Source organism: Mycoplasma testudinis ATCC 43263, assembly GCF_000687795.1.
Classification (GTDB): domain Bacteria; phylum Bacillota_I; class Bacilli_A; order Mycoplasmatales; family Mycoplasmoidaceae; genus Mycoplasmoides; species Mycoplasmoides testudinis.
In genome coordinates, this window is the sequence record NZ_JHXT01000007.1 from 44,631 (window position 1) to 60,928 (window position 16,298).

At 32.2% G+C, this 16,298-nt stretch carries 11 protein-coding genes and 6 tRNA genes; 9 read left to right on the forward strand and 8 right to left on the reverse strand.

Annotated features, from left to right (window positions below):
- The first annotated feature begins 13 nt into the window (after positions 1-13).
- Both T384_RS0102455 and T384_RS0102460 read left to right on the forward strand, forming a co-directional pair.
- The gene (locus tag T384_RS0102455; protein WP_027119701.1) at positions 14-2,101 is read left to right on the forward strand and encodes an MIP family Ig-specific serine endopeptidase; all 2,088 of its coding nucleotides are present in this window, start codon (positions 14-16) and stop codon (positions 2,099-2,101) included.
- 424 nt (positions 2,102-2,525) lie between these two features.
- Positions 2,526-4,397: a discoidin domain-containing protein gene (locus T384_RS0102460; RefSeq protein ID WP_027119702.1), complete on the forward strand. Its 1,872-nt coding sequence runs from the start codon at positions 2,526-2,528 to the stop codon at positions 4,395-4,397.
- Between the two features lie 137 nt (positions 4,398-4,534).
- On the opposite strand, the gene T384_RS06245 is transcribed toward T384_RS0102460, so the two are convergent.
- From T384_RS06245 to mnmA, 7 genes are all read right to left on the reverse strand, one after another.
- Complete coding sequence (locus tag T384_RS06245; RefSeq protein ID WP_334290801.1) at positions 4,535-5,689, reverse strand: ATP-binding protein; 1,155 nt, start codon at positions 5,687-5,689, stop codon at positions 4,535-4,537.
- A gap of 191 nt (positions 5,690-5,880) precedes the next feature.
- Positions 5,881-7,260, reverse strand: coding sequence for a hypothetical protein (locus T384_RS0102470; RefSeq protein WP_027119703.1), 1,380 nt, complete (start codon positions 7,258-7,260; stop codon positions 5,881-5,883).
- 167 nt (positions 7,261-7,427) lie between these two features.
- The gene (locus T384_RS0102475) at positions 7,428-8,672 is read right to left on the reverse strand and encodes a peptidase U32 family protein (protein ID WP_027119704.1); all 1,245 of its coding nucleotides are present in this window, start codon (positions 8,670-8,672) and stop codon (positions 7,428-7,430) included.
- Entirely contained in the window at positions 8,650-9,591 is a 942-nt protein-coding gene (locus tag T384_RS0102480) for a U32 family peptidase (RefSeq protein ID WP_027119705.1), read from the reverse strand. Before T384_RS0102480 ends, T384_RS0102475 begins: the two co-directional genes overlap by 23 nt.
- Before the next feature lie 2 nt (positions 9,592-9,593).
- The gene (gene ruvX / locus T384_RS0102485; RefSeq protein WP_027119706.1) at positions 9,594-10,589 is read right to left on the reverse strand and encodes a Holliday junction resolvase RuvX; all 996 of its coding nucleotides are present in this window, start codon (positions 10,587-10,589) and stop codon (positions 9,594-9,596) included.
- Positions 10,590-10,595: 6 nt separating this feature from the next.
- Positions 10,596-13,292, reverse strand: a complete 2,697-nt coding sequence (gene alaS / locus T384_RS0102490; protein ID WP_027119707.1) for an alanine--tRNA ligase — start codon at positions 13,290-13,292, stop codon at positions 10,596-10,598.
- A 25-nt stretch (positions 13,293-13,317) separates the two neighbouring features.
- A complete protein-coding gene (gene mnmA, locus T384_RS0102495) occupies positions 13,318-14,472 on the reverse strand; it encodes a tRNA 2-thiouridine(34) synthase MnmA (protein ID WP_036498895.1) in 1,155 nt (384 codons plus the stop codon).
- A gap of 216 nt (positions 14,473-14,688) precedes the next feature.
- Here mnmA and T384_RS0102500 point away from each other — a divergent pair.
- The 7 genes from T384_RS0102500 to T384_RS0102530 all read left to right on the forward strand — a co-directional run bounded on the left by T384_RS0102500 (position 14,689) and on the right by T384_RS0102530 (position 15,808).
- Positions 14,689-14,763: transfer RNA gene (locus T384_RS0102500), tRNA-Asn, on the forward strand.
- 5 nt (positions 14,764-14,768) lie between these two features.
- Positions 14,769-14,845 (forward strand) — tRNA-Glu (locus tag T384_RS0102505).
- 51 nt (positions 14,846-14,896) lie between these two features.
- Positions 14,897-14,972 (forward strand) — tRNA-Val (locus T384_RS0102510).
- Between the two features lie 5 nt (positions 14,973-14,977).
- Positions 14,978-15,054, forward strand: a tRNA-Thr gene (locus T384_RS0102515).
- A gap of 3 nt (positions 15,055-15,057) precedes the next feature.
- A tRNA-Lys gene (locus tag T384_RS0102520) sits at positions 15,058-15,133 on the forward strand.
- A 1-nt stretch (position 15,134) separates the two neighbouring features.
- Positions 15,135-15,218, forward strand: a tRNA-Leu gene (locus T384_RS0102525).
- A gap of 173 nt (positions 15,219-15,391) precedes the next feature.
- Positions 15,392-15,808 carry an RpiB/LacA/LacB family sugar-phosphate isomerase gene (locus T384_RS0102530; protein ID WP_169734578.1) on the forward strand — a complete coding sequence of 139 codons (417 nt, stop codon included), beginning with the start codon at positions 15,392-15,394 and terminating at the stop codon, positions 15,806-15,808.
- Between the two features lie 184 nt (positions 15,809-15,992).
- On the opposite strand, the gene T384_RS0102535 is transcribed toward T384_RS0102530, so the two are convergent.
- Positions 15,993-16,298 (reverse strand): hypothetical protein (locus T384_RS0102535; RefSeq protein WP_027119710.1); only part of this gene is annotated, 306 nt, incomplete at its 5' end.

Consider the following 16,298-nt stretch of genomic DNA (forward strand, 5'->3'; position numbering starts at 1 on the left):
GAAAGGAGACCTCATGAAACACAATAAGAAAAAACTTTTTCTTTTAATGTTCACAGGTCTTAGTTTACTTGCGCCAGTTCTGGGATCTTGTGCCCAGGCTATGAATGACGGAAACGCCCAAAAGCAAATTGCTTTTGAGCACGACAAAAAGGCTTTGGACAATTTAGTTTCAACACAAAGCCAAATTACCATCAAGTCCAATCAAAAAGATTTAAATAGTTACTTGTCTTTTTTGAATACATTTTCGGCAAAGTTACAATGAGAACAAATTCAAAAAGATGCTCAAATAAACATTCAATTTCAAACAAATGTGATCGTTCTTAAATTAAGTGTTAACGACGGCTTTTTAATTGTTAGTTTGCAATTAGGTGATCATAATTATCACACTGATCTTGCATTTGGTTTTGCATCGACAGTTATTTCGGATGCAAAACCAGATGAGACTAACCCAGATGTAAATAGTGGTCAGCCTAACCAACAACCAGCAAAACCAGAAGAACCCAAAGAAAAACCAGTTCCGGTTGGTAACGGTGATAAGCTATCAGATGGGACTTGAAATTTATCAGCAACATTTCCACCTCAAAAATTGGCGACCCAAAGTAGTGATGGTGCAACGCCAAACGATCCCGATTTTAAAGCAAGTATTGATAATAACCAGATTAATGGTCAAATTTCGCGAGAATCAAAAGTCGATGTTTTAAAAAGTATTTATGATCGTACTTTCTCTGTTCGCTTTGCCGTTAAACAAGCAAATGGAAATATCCTAGCACCGTCCAATTATAGAGGGACCTCATGAGTTTTAGATTATCATCAAGATCCTGAAAATTTAAAAAAGTTTACTTTTTATTTGGCTACTAATATTCACGTAGGTGGTGATCCACTACACAATACAGCAGCAACCGGATTAGATTTTGATTACAATGTAACTAATCCAAATGAAGAAGTTGATATTATGTTAGGAAAATCACAAGGTGACTTAAATTTTAACCCGTTGGACGGTGGTGTTAATCCGACTGCAAGAAATGGACTTATTAATGTTGCGTATATTACAAATAAGAACTTCGGATCAAAACAAGCTGATTTTGGATCTTATTACCCTGGCCTTGGAAAGCCTAGAATGATATTTGCGGCCGCCGATTTTATGAGCGAAACCACTAACGCTCAGTTTAGTAATGTGTTCAAGAATCGCGCTGAAAACAAATTTTTAAACTCTGGTGATTCTGACTATAAAGAAAAAATAACTAATTTACGAAACCAAAAGAGTTTTGGCTTTATGAAAGATTTTATGGTTTTCTCTGTAGACGTTGATTTAAGCAACCAAAACTTGCAAATTTTAGACACGGATTCTGTAAACTCATATTCATTTGCATCGACGCAACAAGGTTTAACAAGAATTAACCAATGGTTTATGGATGCCAAAAATAGTTTAGATAATTCTATAGCAAAAGTTTTGACTAAAAAAGTTCCTAATGCAAGTGGATCTATTCCCTACATGGATCAAGATTATATTAGCGCAACCCATAACAACGGAATGCATCCAACTAAACTAACAAACGGAGCTAATGTTATTCAAGAATTGTCTGATTTTGGCTACCCTGTTACTTCAGGCGGCTCGTTTGCTGCAGTGCCAAATTACAATTATTTTACAACTTTAACCAACCAGGAGGCTGCCATTGATTTGCAAAATCGAGATGGTAATAGTGCTGGAGTTGAATTTAATGGTATGGATAATTTGAGCCTTGACTATTTTATGAAGAAATACTGATTTGATTATTATGGATATCAAGGACGTTTTAGTTATGGAGCTTTAGGTTCTGGTGCTAGCGGATCGTTAGTTATGAGCGATTTTGGACTACCAATAGGAATTTATGCCGGTAGCGTTAGTGATGGCAAAAATGGGGGCTTTTTCATTCCGTTTGCTCAATCCCAAGATGAATATACAGATTTTGCAGATGGTCGAGCAATTATGCACTCTTACAATCTAATTGATAAAACAGGTCATCCTTTTCAGAAGAATTCATATCGATCAAATCTCAAAGAAATGATGCAACAAAAAGGGATTAATAATTACCCAACTGCAGTATTTCCTAATGGGGTTTAAATTAGGGTTTGATAAAAGGAATAAAATGTAATAATAAAGTTTAAGGATTAAAATGCTTAGAGTAGTTTTTAGTGGTGACATTGACAAATATTCTTTGCTTTTGTTGGTTTTGATTACCAAAAGTTATTTTTCTCGCGTCACGTACGCGTCACATAATAATTAATCATTGGTTATTTTTTTTAAATAAGTATTTTCTATTTTTTGATACGGCGATTATTTTTTAACATTAAAACTAAACGTTTATATACTATTTAGATGAGTCATCTTGCACACTTTTTAAAAGAACCAGCAATTAGGGATGGTCTAAACAGACCCTTTTTTGTATATTAATGTTTTAAATGTTAGAATAATTATTACCCTTAGAAGATGTACATATTTTTAAATATTTTATCGTCTTATTTTGATTTTTTTAGAAAGAAAAACTATGTCTAATTCAAACCCTCCAAAAAAATTGATGCGCTTTAATGTTAAAGCATGAACTGCTATTTGAGCTGGTTTAGGTGTTGTGGGTGCTGTTGTTATCGTAGCACCTACTGCATGATATCAGATTAATCAGCAACCACTAAATATTTTGGCTCAACAACAACTTGAAGTGCAACAAAAAAGACAACGACAGATTACTGGGTATTATCAAGAGTTATTAAAAAATTCAAAATTCACAGTTAATAATTCTGAAGGAATCAATATTGCAAGCAATAACACTTTGCCAGATGATGCTTCAGTTGTTCAATTTGCATCAGTTATTGCAGTAAATACTCCAGTTCCTAGTATCTCAGTTGACTTGAATAACCTAAATTTTTCCTTGTTCTTTCATAAACAAACAACTGATAATGATTCAGGATCAATTCAATTAAAGGCAATTTTAAAACAAACTACACCTACTGGTGACATTTATTATGACGCTACAGGAAGAGTTACCGAAGATTTACAAACAGCCGGGGTTGATGTTTCATTATCAGGATATTCTAAATCGACAAATCTAGTAGATAATTTTTATAATGCTATTCAAAATTTGAATGCAACAGCAGCTGAATCAAAAACTTCTAGTTTTGTTAAAGATATTTCAGTTAGCGATAACCCTTCGTTAGATGATGTAAATGCTTTGATGAGTAGTCCGATCCCAACACTTCCTTTAGGTCTTAGTAACGCTGGATTTGCAGTCTCATTTACTAAAGGAGCAATTAATCCAAATGATGGTTCAATTACCATAAATGCGTTCTTAAAGAAAGACAAAATGGTTTACGATCGAACTGGTGAAATAAATAATTCTTATGCAGGAACTCCATTTACAATTAATGGCTTTAATAAGCCACCAGTTAATAATCCGACATCATTTACTAATACCATTGAATCAATTGCTCCAAACCAACAGTTTACGATTATTCCGTATGGAACATTCCCAACTAATTTATCGCTTGATTTTGTTATGAATAATTTTGTTTTTTCAGCATCCACAAGCGGCTCGGCAATGGGTACAAGTACGCCATATAATTATGCTTGAGTTAAAAATTCTACAGGATCAACAATTCTGTATTTATGACAAGAAACAGCCACTGATTTTAAAGGCGTCGAGGTTGCCTTGACAGTTCAAGATGGTACTCTTATGGGAACTTATAATCGAGCAATTTCTTTAAGCAAAGCAAATTCGGCTAATAGTATTTCTCGAATCGCTAACATTGATTATTCAAATCCAAATGTAATATCTTTACAAAATTACGGAATTAGTAATCTTAAAGTAACTTATCCTGCGCCAGCAGCAACTAGTTTACGAGGTACTATCGGCGTTGGGGTCAATAATGGTCCAATTTTAGAGCCAAAGAATTTTACGCCGATTCAAATTGATTATTCTGATAATGGTGGAACTAATGACGTTGGTCGTGCGAGCAATAGTTTAAACGACAATAACGACACAACAACATATGCTAGATTTGTTTGAACAAGTGGAGCCCGTCCTAGTTTTTTAGCTGGAGATTATATTTCTTCTGACTTAGGACGCTTGTATTTACTGAAAACCATCCACATTGTTAACGGAGCTCCTGCTGCTTCCACAGTTCCGCATTTTGATTTGGAACAATCAGATGTAGGCCACTATTGGCGTAATTACCGTATTGATGTATCTACTGATGGAAGCAATTGGGTTTCTGTCAAACAAGGTGCAGCAACTTCAAATGGAGCTATAGACATTGATGTTTCAAGTTCAAATATCTATGGTCGATATATTCGGTTTGTAACTACTGCTAATGAAAATTCGTGATTAGTATTAATGTCATTTAATGGAACTGGTGTGGCTGTCTAACTTATTCTAACAGCTGAATATTATTCATCATGCGAATTAGTTATTTTATTATTTTATTAATTTCGATGATGATTTATCAAACTAGAAATATAACGTTTTAAAGACGTCATCATCAAAAGGGCTTTATTTTTTGCCAATTATTTTTCAGTATCCACTTTGTGGATTTCCGATTTTTGAATTTTCTTTTCGTTCTTTAAATCTTTTAAGTATTTTTGGATTTTTGTTTTCTTCAACCCAATTGTTTCAATTAGCATACTAGTTGAAACGTACGGATTATTTAGTATTTGGTCAATGATTCTGGATTTTGTTATTTTGACTTTTAAGGATTCTTGATTTAATTTTTTATCTTGTTTATTATTTAAACGATGGTTAGACAGATTTAAATTTTCTAGATTGGGATTAGCAGCAAAAGGAATAACTACGGTGATTGAATTTTCCACAAATTTAAAAGCTTGTTTACCATAAGTTCTTATAATTTTAGTTACGCCTCTTTTTGACCTTTCGCTTAACCTTAGCTGTAAGAAAACGTCTGATAGTTCTTTAGATCTTGGAATACTCAGGCCATCATAAAAACCTTCTTCTATTTGATTTCTTGGTAGTAACCCATAAGATAAAATTTCTATTCGGTTTGAAAAAACAAATATTTGTAGTCCAAGCATATCAATATAATCGTTATGAATAAATGCATTTAATAAAGCTTCTCTTAAAGCTGATTCGTTAAATAACTCAGTTTCTGTGCGTTCTATTTTTCGGTTTTTTTCATTAACTATGTTTACATTTTTTGAATCTATAAAATTTAATATGCTTTCGTAAGAATTTAAAATGCATTTGTTTCCAAACTCTTTGGTCTCATTTAAAACTGATGTTTTATCTATTCCCAAAAAACTATTCAAACGAGTACTAATCTTATTATTATCTGCTAGTAGATAAGCTAGGAGATTATATTTTTTTGTGTTTCTAATATATAGTTTTAATTCTTTTTTAAAAAGTTCATTCTTCAATTTTAGTCCTTTGGAAGAATAATAAGTTTGTAAAAAGCCGAATGTTAATTCTTGAACTGGCGATTCAATTTCAGCAAAGTCTTTAGATTTAAGTGAATTGAACAGTTGAATAGTATACTTTGGATAACGATGAAGAGACGTTTTGCTTGATCCTATCCGAATAAATATTTCACGTAAAAATGTTATTGGACTCTCTTCAGCAGCTGGTATTTTTAGCACTACTATTTTTTTGTTATTTATGTGATGTGACTCAAAGTTGAACAATATGCTAGGAGATAAATTGCGTGCCAAATAATGTTTTAACGGACCATCGTTCTTATTTTCTGTATCTGGATCAAACTATGTCCCAATTATTTTTTTTACGTATTGAGCATGATAGTTTCATGAAAAAGGTCCCTTCGGTTGGTTTTCTTAGTCCAACTTTTTGGGGCTACTATCATGTTTTTGTATAACTTTGTTAAAAATATAATAGCTAAATTATTTTATTTTGAATTGTCAAAACTTCATACTAAATTATTTAAGCCATATCCGTTAGTGTTAGATAAAAATTGATTAGTTGGAGTTAAAAATCCTGGTGTATTAGCTAAGAATGCGTTTGTATCTGTTTGTGCTGAAACACTTACTATTTGTGCTTGAGTCAGATTTATAGTAATAGCATTATTACTAATTTGTAGACTTCCAACTATTCCTTGGAAGCTGTTTCCGTTACGTTGTCAAAAAGCAATTCGATTGGCATTAGGGTAAAAACGAATGAACTGATATGGGCCGCTAATGAAACCTGTTGCGTTTGCAGTAAATGTTGAACGTGAAATAATATCGGGAGTTATTTGTATTCCGTTTAATTTTCCATTATCTAATTGGGCTAAAACAAAATTGGATCCCAATGCTGGTGTATTAACACTTGCAGTTAGAAACGCTGCTTTGAATCATTGGATAGTGTGTTCGGTTCCGTTAAAACCTGAGTCTGTAGATAAATTTCCATCTGCTCCGTACGCTTTTCCTGTTGCATCTTTAATCACGGTGTTTACTATGATGGTCCCATTATTACGATCTACATTTCCCTTTGTAATGGTGATGTTAAAACCACTTGCAATTAAAACTTGAGGAAATGCAGGTAATTGAGAACTTGAATCCAAGATTGCATTTAACTGATTAATTGTTGGGGTGGTTGTTAAAACAGATGGATTATCCGCAAAGACATTCGCTTGCGCGCTATTGGTTTTTAAAATTGGTTGAATGCTTTTATAATAGGAGCTTATTGCGTTTTGAATGATATTTGTTGTTGTATTAAATCCAGTTAGGGTTATTGTAATTCCCGCATTTTCTATGGAATTAGCTGTTGTTCCATCAGAGTTATAAAATATTTGGCCTGAAGATAAATTTTGTGTTAAAACACCTTTTATCGTTAAAGAACCGTTGCTATTATCAGAACTGCCTTTTATAAATTGTAATACAAACCCTTGATTGGCTAAAGTAACTGATAAACTAGGGATTGCTGGATTAACAATAAATCTAGAAAAAGTGGTTGTGTCTGTAGTTTCTGGAATCGTAGATTGACTTGGTAAGAAATTGGTTTGTGACGAATTAACGTCATATGTTTTGGTCCGCGATAGTTCAGCATAAAAATTGGCAATCATTTGTTGTTGAGCTTGTTGTTGATTTAATTGATCTTGTTGTTCTTCAAGTTTTGGAAGGTCGTTAATTTGAAAATTGGCAATTGGTGCGATAACAATTATAGATCCCGCTATTCCAAGAAGAGACCAAATGCCAATTCATGTTTTGAAATGGAAGTTTCATTTTTTCTTAATTTCTTTTGGAGTTGTTTCTGCTGAAACTTTTGAGGCTTTATTTATTTTTTTCATATTTTACCTTTCACTTGAATTAAATTTTATCAAGCCATTTTCTTCTATATCAGAATTAAGTAATTTTATATTGTTATTCTGAATCGTGGTCGTAATAGACTATTAACAACATTATTGAAATTATTTTGAAAGGATTAAATTCATTAACGTTTTATAAGAATAAAAAATTAATCTTTATTTTCAATTCGTCCTATGTCGTTCTTTTGCAGGGTTAGTTTCTTATGAAATTGAATGTAGTATTTATGCATCGGCGTTTTAGCAACATCGATTAAATTTTTATTAGCGTCATATAATTTTTTGATTTTAATTTTTTGGTATTCATGCTTTGGTCCAAAAATACTAAAAATTTGTTTTTGTTGAAAATTGTTGCGACAAATAACTTCATATAGTGAACCTTCAGCCTTTTGGATCACAAAAGCAAATGTTTGTTTAACTTTCCGGTCTTCTTCATGTAATAGCATTGCTTTTGTTCCGGGCTGACCGCGACTAAAGGCTGAACTGGTCGGGCGATTTTCAGCATAGGTTAATGTCTTTTTGATGTTTTTTATTAATTGTTTTTCTTGCTTTAAATTTAAGTTATTCTTATAATATGCATCGATTGCTGCCCGGTAGGATTTGATGACTGTGGCAATGTAATTTAACGATCGCATTCGACCTTCAACTTTGAATGAAATAACTCCAATTTGCATTAAGTTTTTAATTTCATCTAATAACATCATATCTTTTGGTGACATGGTGAATGTTGATCCATAAGATTTGGTTTGCGTTTCGTTTTTAAGGTCAAATAATCAGCGACATGATTGGGCACATCCACCAACATTAGAATCACGTAAAGACCAATTGTTTGACATCATGCATCTTCCTGAATACGAGATACATACAGCACCATGAATAAAATATTCGATTTCAACAATTCCCTTGACGTTCTCCATTAATGATGATAATTCATTCATGGTAACTTCACGTCCTAATACTATTCGTTGTAAGCCATTTTTTTTCCAGAATTTAGCTGCGAGACTATTAGTAACTGATTGTTGGGTTGATAAATGTATTTCTAATTGTGGATATGTTCGGTGGACATAATCGATAATGAATGGGTCAGCTACAATTAAAGCATCGACCCCGGTTTTTGCTAAATCGGCCATAAACTTAGGAAACCCAGCTAATAATGCATTGTGACAAATAACATTTACTGTAACGTATACTTTTTTATTAAGTTCGTGAGCACGATCACAAGTGTTCTTGATATCACTCATAAAAAAATTAGATGCTTGAGATCTTAATGAATAAGCTTTTGCACCTAAAAAGACAGCATCAGCACCATACTCTAAAGCAATATTAGCTTTTTCATAATCTCCTGCAGGTGCTAATAGTTCAGATTTTGTTAATTTATTTTTTACTTTCATTTTCATTAGTTTTTTCCAAATGATAGATGTCTTTGATATTTCCCAAGAACGCTGGGGTAATTGCGTGAGGGCTTGATATTTTCTTAATTTGGTTAATTGATTCTTCTATTTCTAAAGCAGTTAATTTTTTGGCTTCAAGTTCGTTTAATAATTTTTGGTAGATTAATGTCATTTGTTCGCACCATTGTCTAGTTTGCATGACATTATCGATTCGAATATAATCTATATTATAAGAAATTAATTTTTCAAGTACACTTACAACGCATAGTTCATATCCGCTAAACATGTGAGTACCAGTTTGATCTTGATAGATTGCGTTTGGTCATTTTCGCAAAGCTTCTTTAATTCATAATTGCTTTTGCTTTGCAAGACCTTTAATATGATTATAATTCTCAAAGTTGGAAATCATGTTCCAACGCGAATGCATGATAAACATAAAACCTTGAGCTTGTAATTCAATTTTCATATTTGCCGGTTTGTGTTTAGCAATTTGAGCGATTTCTGTTAAAAATAGTTCTCTTGCTAGGACAACATGATTAATGTTATTCTTTTGAAAAAAGTTAAACTGTCCGTAGCTTGTTACTAGTGTTTCGGGATGATATATTAAATTAATTTTCAAATTATTATCTTGAATAATTTCAGCAACTGCATAGTCTTGAAAATAGACGCCATCAACTTGTAACGTCTCAAGTTTTTTTAAAAATTTTTCAAGTTTTTGTAGTTGTGGCTCAAAAAAGAATTGGTTAACTAATACAAAAATTTTAGTTTGTTTATTGTTTTTGGCAAGTTGTTTAATTTCGTTTCATTTAAAGTAATTTGCACAACGCAAACTAACGTCTCGATGACCGATTAAAATACAGTCGATCTTTTTTTGAACGAATTCTAATGCTTGATTTAAATCGTAAGGCATTGTGATTAGCTGCATAATTATTTTCTTTCAATAATGGCTAAACCATCGCCACTTTCATCAATTATTAAATTGTATTTATTTATATCTAAATTGTTTAAAAACTTTCTTAGTTGACGGTTTGATTCAATTAATGGTTCAAACCGTTTATTTTTTGTTAATTCATATTCGTGATAAACATGTTTTAATCAGATATTATCGATGACAAGCACACCATGGTTGGTTACTTTTTTTTGATATTCATTAAACATTTCAACTAGTTGTTTTTTTGGTCCATCCAAAATTATTAAGTCATATTTTTCTTGTGTTTGCCATTTGTTGATATCACTGTTGATAAGTTTTATTTTAGGGTTTTCTTTTAAATAATCACTTGCTAATTTAAAGCGGTTCAGATCTTTTTCTATAGAAGTTATTTTTTGAATCGAATTGATTTTACTTAATCGATAAGCACTATATCCACAACCTGTTCCAACTTCTAAAATATTTTTTATTTCATCACGGGTGTTTAAATATTGTGTAAGAAATTGTAGGTTTGATTCACGCATCACAGCAACTTTTTGGATTAAACTTGTTTTTAGAATATGAAGTTCTAATGAATGATTAATAAAAAAGTTTTGCATAATTACGCTCGCACTTAACCGATCAACGTTTTTGTCTCGAACCGAACCCTTTAATTGCATTTCAAAAAGTAATTCTTTCGCTTGCAATGTGGTGTGTCGTTCATCGGCATACAAATAATGAATTTGAGGAAATATTCTTTCAAAAAGAGAACTAAACTTTTCCACCATTAAAGTTGTTTGGCTTTTTGAACCATCCATGTTAAGTGGTCATCCAATAAAACAAATTAGAATTTGATAGCCATCTTTTTCTAAAAAACTTTTTAATTGATTAATAGCGAATTGAAAATTATTTTTTGGAAACAAAATTGTTTTTCACGGTGACGCGATTAATGTTTCGCTGTCTGAGAGGGCCAACCCTAAATATTTGCTGCCGACGTCGATTGCAAGATAGTGCATTGAGAATTAAATAATTTCCTTTAAAAACTCTCGGATTTGGTTAAGTGATAAAACTTGTGTTGTTCCACCTTGTGCAAAATTAGGCTTGCCTCCACCACGTCCTAAAAATTTCTTATTAATTTCTTGAACTAGTTGGTTAGCGTTCATTTTATGAGCTGCAGATTTTGTTGCTACAAAGTATTGTATCTTTTTGTCTTCTTGATTAAAAACAATAAATAAAATATCTTGATTTTCATTAACAGCCGCAGTTAATGCATCGTTAATTTCGTGAATTATGCCATTTTGTAAGAAGGTAAAAGATACATTGTTTTCAATGTTATTTACAAATAGTTTTTTGTAATTTTGAATTTCGTTTAAACGAACAGATTTATCGTGTTCTAATTTAATCTTATGATAATCGTCTAATATCGTTTCGAAGTGTCTCAAACTAGAGCGTAATTGTTTAATGTCCTGAGGAATTTTAAAGTCTTGCAACGATTTGATAAATTCTGGATTGTTTAGTTTCAATTGCTGATATTCTTTTTTAATTTCTTCAATCGTATTTACAAAGGATTCATTTTTTTGTTGTAAATATTTTTTGGTAGTTTCAAACGAACTCAAAATTTCAATTCGTCAGGATCCAGCACCTCGAGAACTATGATCAAAAATATAGCAATCTTCAATTTCGCTTGTTTTATCCAAATGAGTACCACCACATAATTCGACACTATAATCACCTATTTTAATAACACGTAATTGGTCGTGTTTTTTATATTCGTCAGCGAAGTATGCAATGGCATTGAGTTTTTTTGATCCCTCAAGATCTGTGTGAATAACTTGAATCGGAATATCTAAAGCAATGATCCGGCGAATTTCGTTTTCAACGTTAGTTATTTGTTCATCACTTAGACGTGTTGGATAAGTAAAGTCAAGGGTTGCTTTTTGCGCACTTTTAAATGCACCTTCTTGTTTGATTGTTGGTCCTATAATTTTTTTTAAAGCGGCGTGTAAAACGTGTTCTAAAGTATGGTTTTTTCGAACTAGTCTTCTCCATTCAGGATCGTGGCTTAACGTTCATTTTTCGTTTAATTTAAATGAAGCGTTTGTAAAATGATGTAAGTGTTGCAAATGCGGCGCTTTTAAAACGTTATCAAAGTGGACTTTGATGTTATCTTTTATGGCATACCCTTCATCGAAACGTTGACCACCAGAAGTTGCGTAAATGACTGTCTTATCAAAGACAACAAAACCCGATGAGTTAACAATCGACTCAACTCGGTTAAATTGATCATCAAATAAAGCTACAACTTGAGCTTGAATATTGTTTGCGTAATAATCGAATTCACTTTTAACTTCTAAAGCAAGTAAATTTGGATTTTGTTTTTCAATCCCAATGACATTACCGTTTTTTGCCTTTGATATCGCTTGGTGTTCTTTAAATAAAACGTCAAATTCATTCCAGTTTAATTTGATGTTTTTTTCAGCTGCTAATTCTTTAGTTAACTCTACAGGAAAGCCATAAGTTTCCACTAATTTAAATAATGTCCTGCCATCTAATGATTCATTTTGAACAGCTTGATTAAAAATTGCTAAACCATTATTAATTGTTGTTTTAAAGGTTTGTTCTTCAGCTTTTAAGGTTTTGATAATAAAGTCACTACTTGTTGCTAAATATGGGAAGAAATCTTGGTAAATTTCAATGATTTTTTTAACTACAGTTTCGAAAAAATCTTCTTTAATATTTAATTTAAAAGAGTGTACTAAAGCTCTTCGGAGTAAACGTCGAATGATGTAACTACGTTCTTTAGAACCAGGAACTACTCCGTCTGATATTGCAAACACACACGCTTTTAAGTGATCAGCAATTACCCGGAACGAAATTAAGCGTTTATGTTTGATTGGGTCTTTAGAAAAATAATCGTCAATAACATATTTTTGGTTGGTGTATTTTTCAATTTCTTGAATGATTGGTAAAAATAGGTCTGTGTCAAAATTAGTTGGAACTTCTTGTAGAACACTAGTTAATCTTTCTAAACCAGATCCCGTATCAATATTTTTTTGCGTTAATTCACTATAATTATTTTTCCCATCATTATTGAATTGGCTGAAAACGATATTTCAGATTTCCACATATCGATCATTTTCAATATCTTCTTGAAATAACTTTACACCGATTTTTTGAGGGTCATATTTTTCTCCACGGTCGTAAAAAATTTCGGTACAAGGTCCGCAAGGACCAGACCCTAAATCCCAAAAGTTACGTTCACGATTACAACGTACTAAATGATCGGGTTTGATTCCAACTTCGATTCAGTTATTATATGCGTCGTCGTCTTCTTCAAAAACACTAATATAAAGTTTATTAACATCTAATCCATAATGGTTAACTAATAAGTCATAACCAAAATGAATGGCTTGCTTTTTAAAGTAATCACCAATTGAAAAATTACCTAACATTTCAAATAATGTTTGATGGCGACTTGTTACTCCAACATTTTCGATGTCATTGGTTCTTAAACAGCGTTGGGAATTTACTAATCTTGGCGCTGGTGGAGGAGTTTTTCCTGAGAAGTAGTCTTTTAAAGTTGCAACTCCAGCATTGATTCATAAAAGTGAGGGGTCATTTTTAGGAACTAATGATTGTGAATCTACTAAAAAATGTTGGTGCTTTTTAAAAAAATCAATTCAGACTTGGCGGACTTGATTACCAGTAAGTTTTTTCATGTTAAATTGCCTATATATAAGTTATTTAGTGTTTTTTTGTATTTATTATTCTACCACCACCAAGACAGATTTTTTGTTGGGTATATAAAACCGCATATTGTCCAGGAGTAACTGCTCTTGATCCGCTTGGGTATTTTAAGACAATGCGGTTTTTAGTAATTTTAGTAATATAGCATTCAATCAGAGCTTGACGGTGGCGAAAACGAACTAATAATTTTGTTTGGAGTGCAGGTAAATTTAATTCTGGATTAATTCAGTTGAAATAACCAACTGTGGCTTGAGTTGAACTAAGATATTGCTCTTGTAATGAATCTGGTGCAATGTATAGTTCATTTTTCGTTTTGTTTTTTCTAAATACGAATACTTTTTCACTCATCCCGTTGATTGCTAGACCACGCCTTTGGCCGATGGTATAAAACATTAATCCATCATGAGTTCCAACAACCCTTTTTTGAGGATAAAGAATAATCTTGCCAGGTTTTTTTTCAAAGTAGTTTTCTAAAAATTGTTTAAAATTACGTTCACCGATAAAACAAATTCCGGTGGAATCTTTTTTATTAGCAACCGCTAGTTTCGCTTTTTTGGCTATTTTTCGAACTTCGTCTTTATGCAAATTTTCTAGTGGAAAAATTACTTGATGTAATTGTTCTTCATTCAAATTGCATAAAAAATATGTTTGATCTTTGTTTTCGTCGGCTGGGATTGCCATCAAAAGATGGTTATTTTTTTTAATTATTTTGGCATAATGTCCAGTTGCAAATTTGGCCTGCGGATAATATCGTCTTACATATTGCAACATGACGCCAAATTTAATGAATTGATTACACAGAATATCAGGATTTGGGGTATGTCCATCTTTGAATTCAGCAATCATTTTTTTGAAAACTAAATCCCAATATTTTTGAACGTAGTTAATTTTTAATAATTTAATTTTAAGTTTTTTAGCAACAGCTTGGGCGTCTTTAAAATCTTGAATGGATGAACACCCATCAACTAATGCTTGTTTGTGACCTTTGATATCTCCATTGAGAGTCACATCTCAATTCTCCATAAAAACACCAATGACATCATAATTTGCTTTTTTTAACAAGTAAGCACTGACAGCTGAATCAACCCCGCCAGACAAGCCGACGATTACTTGTGTTTTTTTTGTTTTTGGTTGTTTTGTTTTGGTTTTCATAAATATTCGTTTATTTAGTAATGCTTTAAATAAAGTACTAGCAATTTATATAAAGGATACAATTTTATTAATATTTATCATTATAAAATAGAATTTTGTTATACTTATAAGGCGTCATTATCTAAATTTTGGCTAGTAAATGCAATTTTTTTATACAAAATTTATTGAAAGATAAGTTTTAGGGTAAAATATATAAGGTCTTTTAGTCAAATTTTTGGCCACATAGCTCAGCGGTAGAGCAACCGGCTGTTAACCGGTTGGTCACAGGTTCAAATCCTGTTGTGGCCGCCATATATGGCGCGTTGGTGAAGCGACTTAACACACACGCCTTTCACGCGTGCACTCACGGGTTTGAATCCCGTACGCGTCACCATATAAAATAAAGATCAACAAGCCAACAAATATACCAGTGTTGGTTTTCTATGGAGTGTTAGCTCAGCTGGGAGAGCATCTGCCTTACAAGCAGAGGGTCGGGGGTTCGAGCCCCTCACACTCCACCATTTACGCCGACTTAGCTCAATTCGGCAGAGCAACTGACTTGTAATCAGTAGGTTGTAGGTTCAATTCCTATAGTCGGCACCAGACGCATCTTTAGCTCAGCTGGTAGAGCAAGTGACTCTTAATCACTGGGTCGTGGGTTCGAGCCCCTCAAGATGCACCAGGCACTCGTGGCGGAATGGCAGACGCGCTAGACTTAGGATCTAGTTCTTAGCGGAGTGGGGGTTCAAGTCCCTTCGGGTGCACCATTTAAAATAAAATTTTTCAAAAGTTATTTTTAACTTACAACATAATAAGCACTACGTGCTTATTTTTTTTGCTTTATATGGATTTTTCAAATAAAAATGCTTATTTTCTTTGTTTTGAAATAAGTTTAATAAAATCAACTAATACTTTAAGCACTTTATTAAAAGGGAATTTTATGAAAAAGAAAATTATTCTTGGTTCAACCACAATTGGTACTAATTTAAAAAAACAAGCAATTGCATATTTGGTTGCAAAAGGTTATGAAGTGGATGATAAAGGTGAAGTAGATTCAGATGCTGAAAATGATTATGTTAATTTAGGAAAAGAAATTATTGACAAAGTACAAAAGGATTTTGAAAACCACCAAAACGACGGTTCAATTATTGCTGGAATTGGTTTTTGTCGTTCGGGGAATGGTTTTGCAAAAAAATTACAAACTAATACCTCAGCAAATGTTTTCCGAGTTGATCCTTTAAAACTTGAAGAAGCCAGTCATAGTAATAGTCATTTTTTGACTTTTGGGACCGAATCGCATAATATCGATGAATTCAAAAAAGCGTTTGAAGCTTGAGAAAAAAGCCAAAATCATTAATTCGGTTTGATTTAGACGTAAATTTTTTAATTTGAAATTGCATTTTTACGTTTTTTGGCTAAAAATTAAGTTTATTCTATTATTCTTTATATTGTGAATATTATCTAGATTTAAATCATTTAATTTAAAGATACAAGGGCCATGGCGTGAGGTTTCATAAAATAAATAGGTGGTAGAAGAACAGTTAGTGAATTGTATTATCTAAGGAATAATTGATGAAATATCCCTCTAACATTTTTGTTTTTAGCAATCCCTTTGATCCACTTTTATAAGTTATAGTTTCTGTTTCTATAATATTACTTTTTTGATTTGAAAAATTATACACAACTTGATAGTTTTGGTCTAATTTTTTGGCAGACGAAAGTTGAGCGTGTTGTAATATTCTTATAAGCGAATGACCTCCCGTTTGATGTTTCATCTTCTTTTGAATCATAAAATATTGTTTTCATTCAATCAATGATTTTATTTTATTAACAATCGTGTTTTTGAA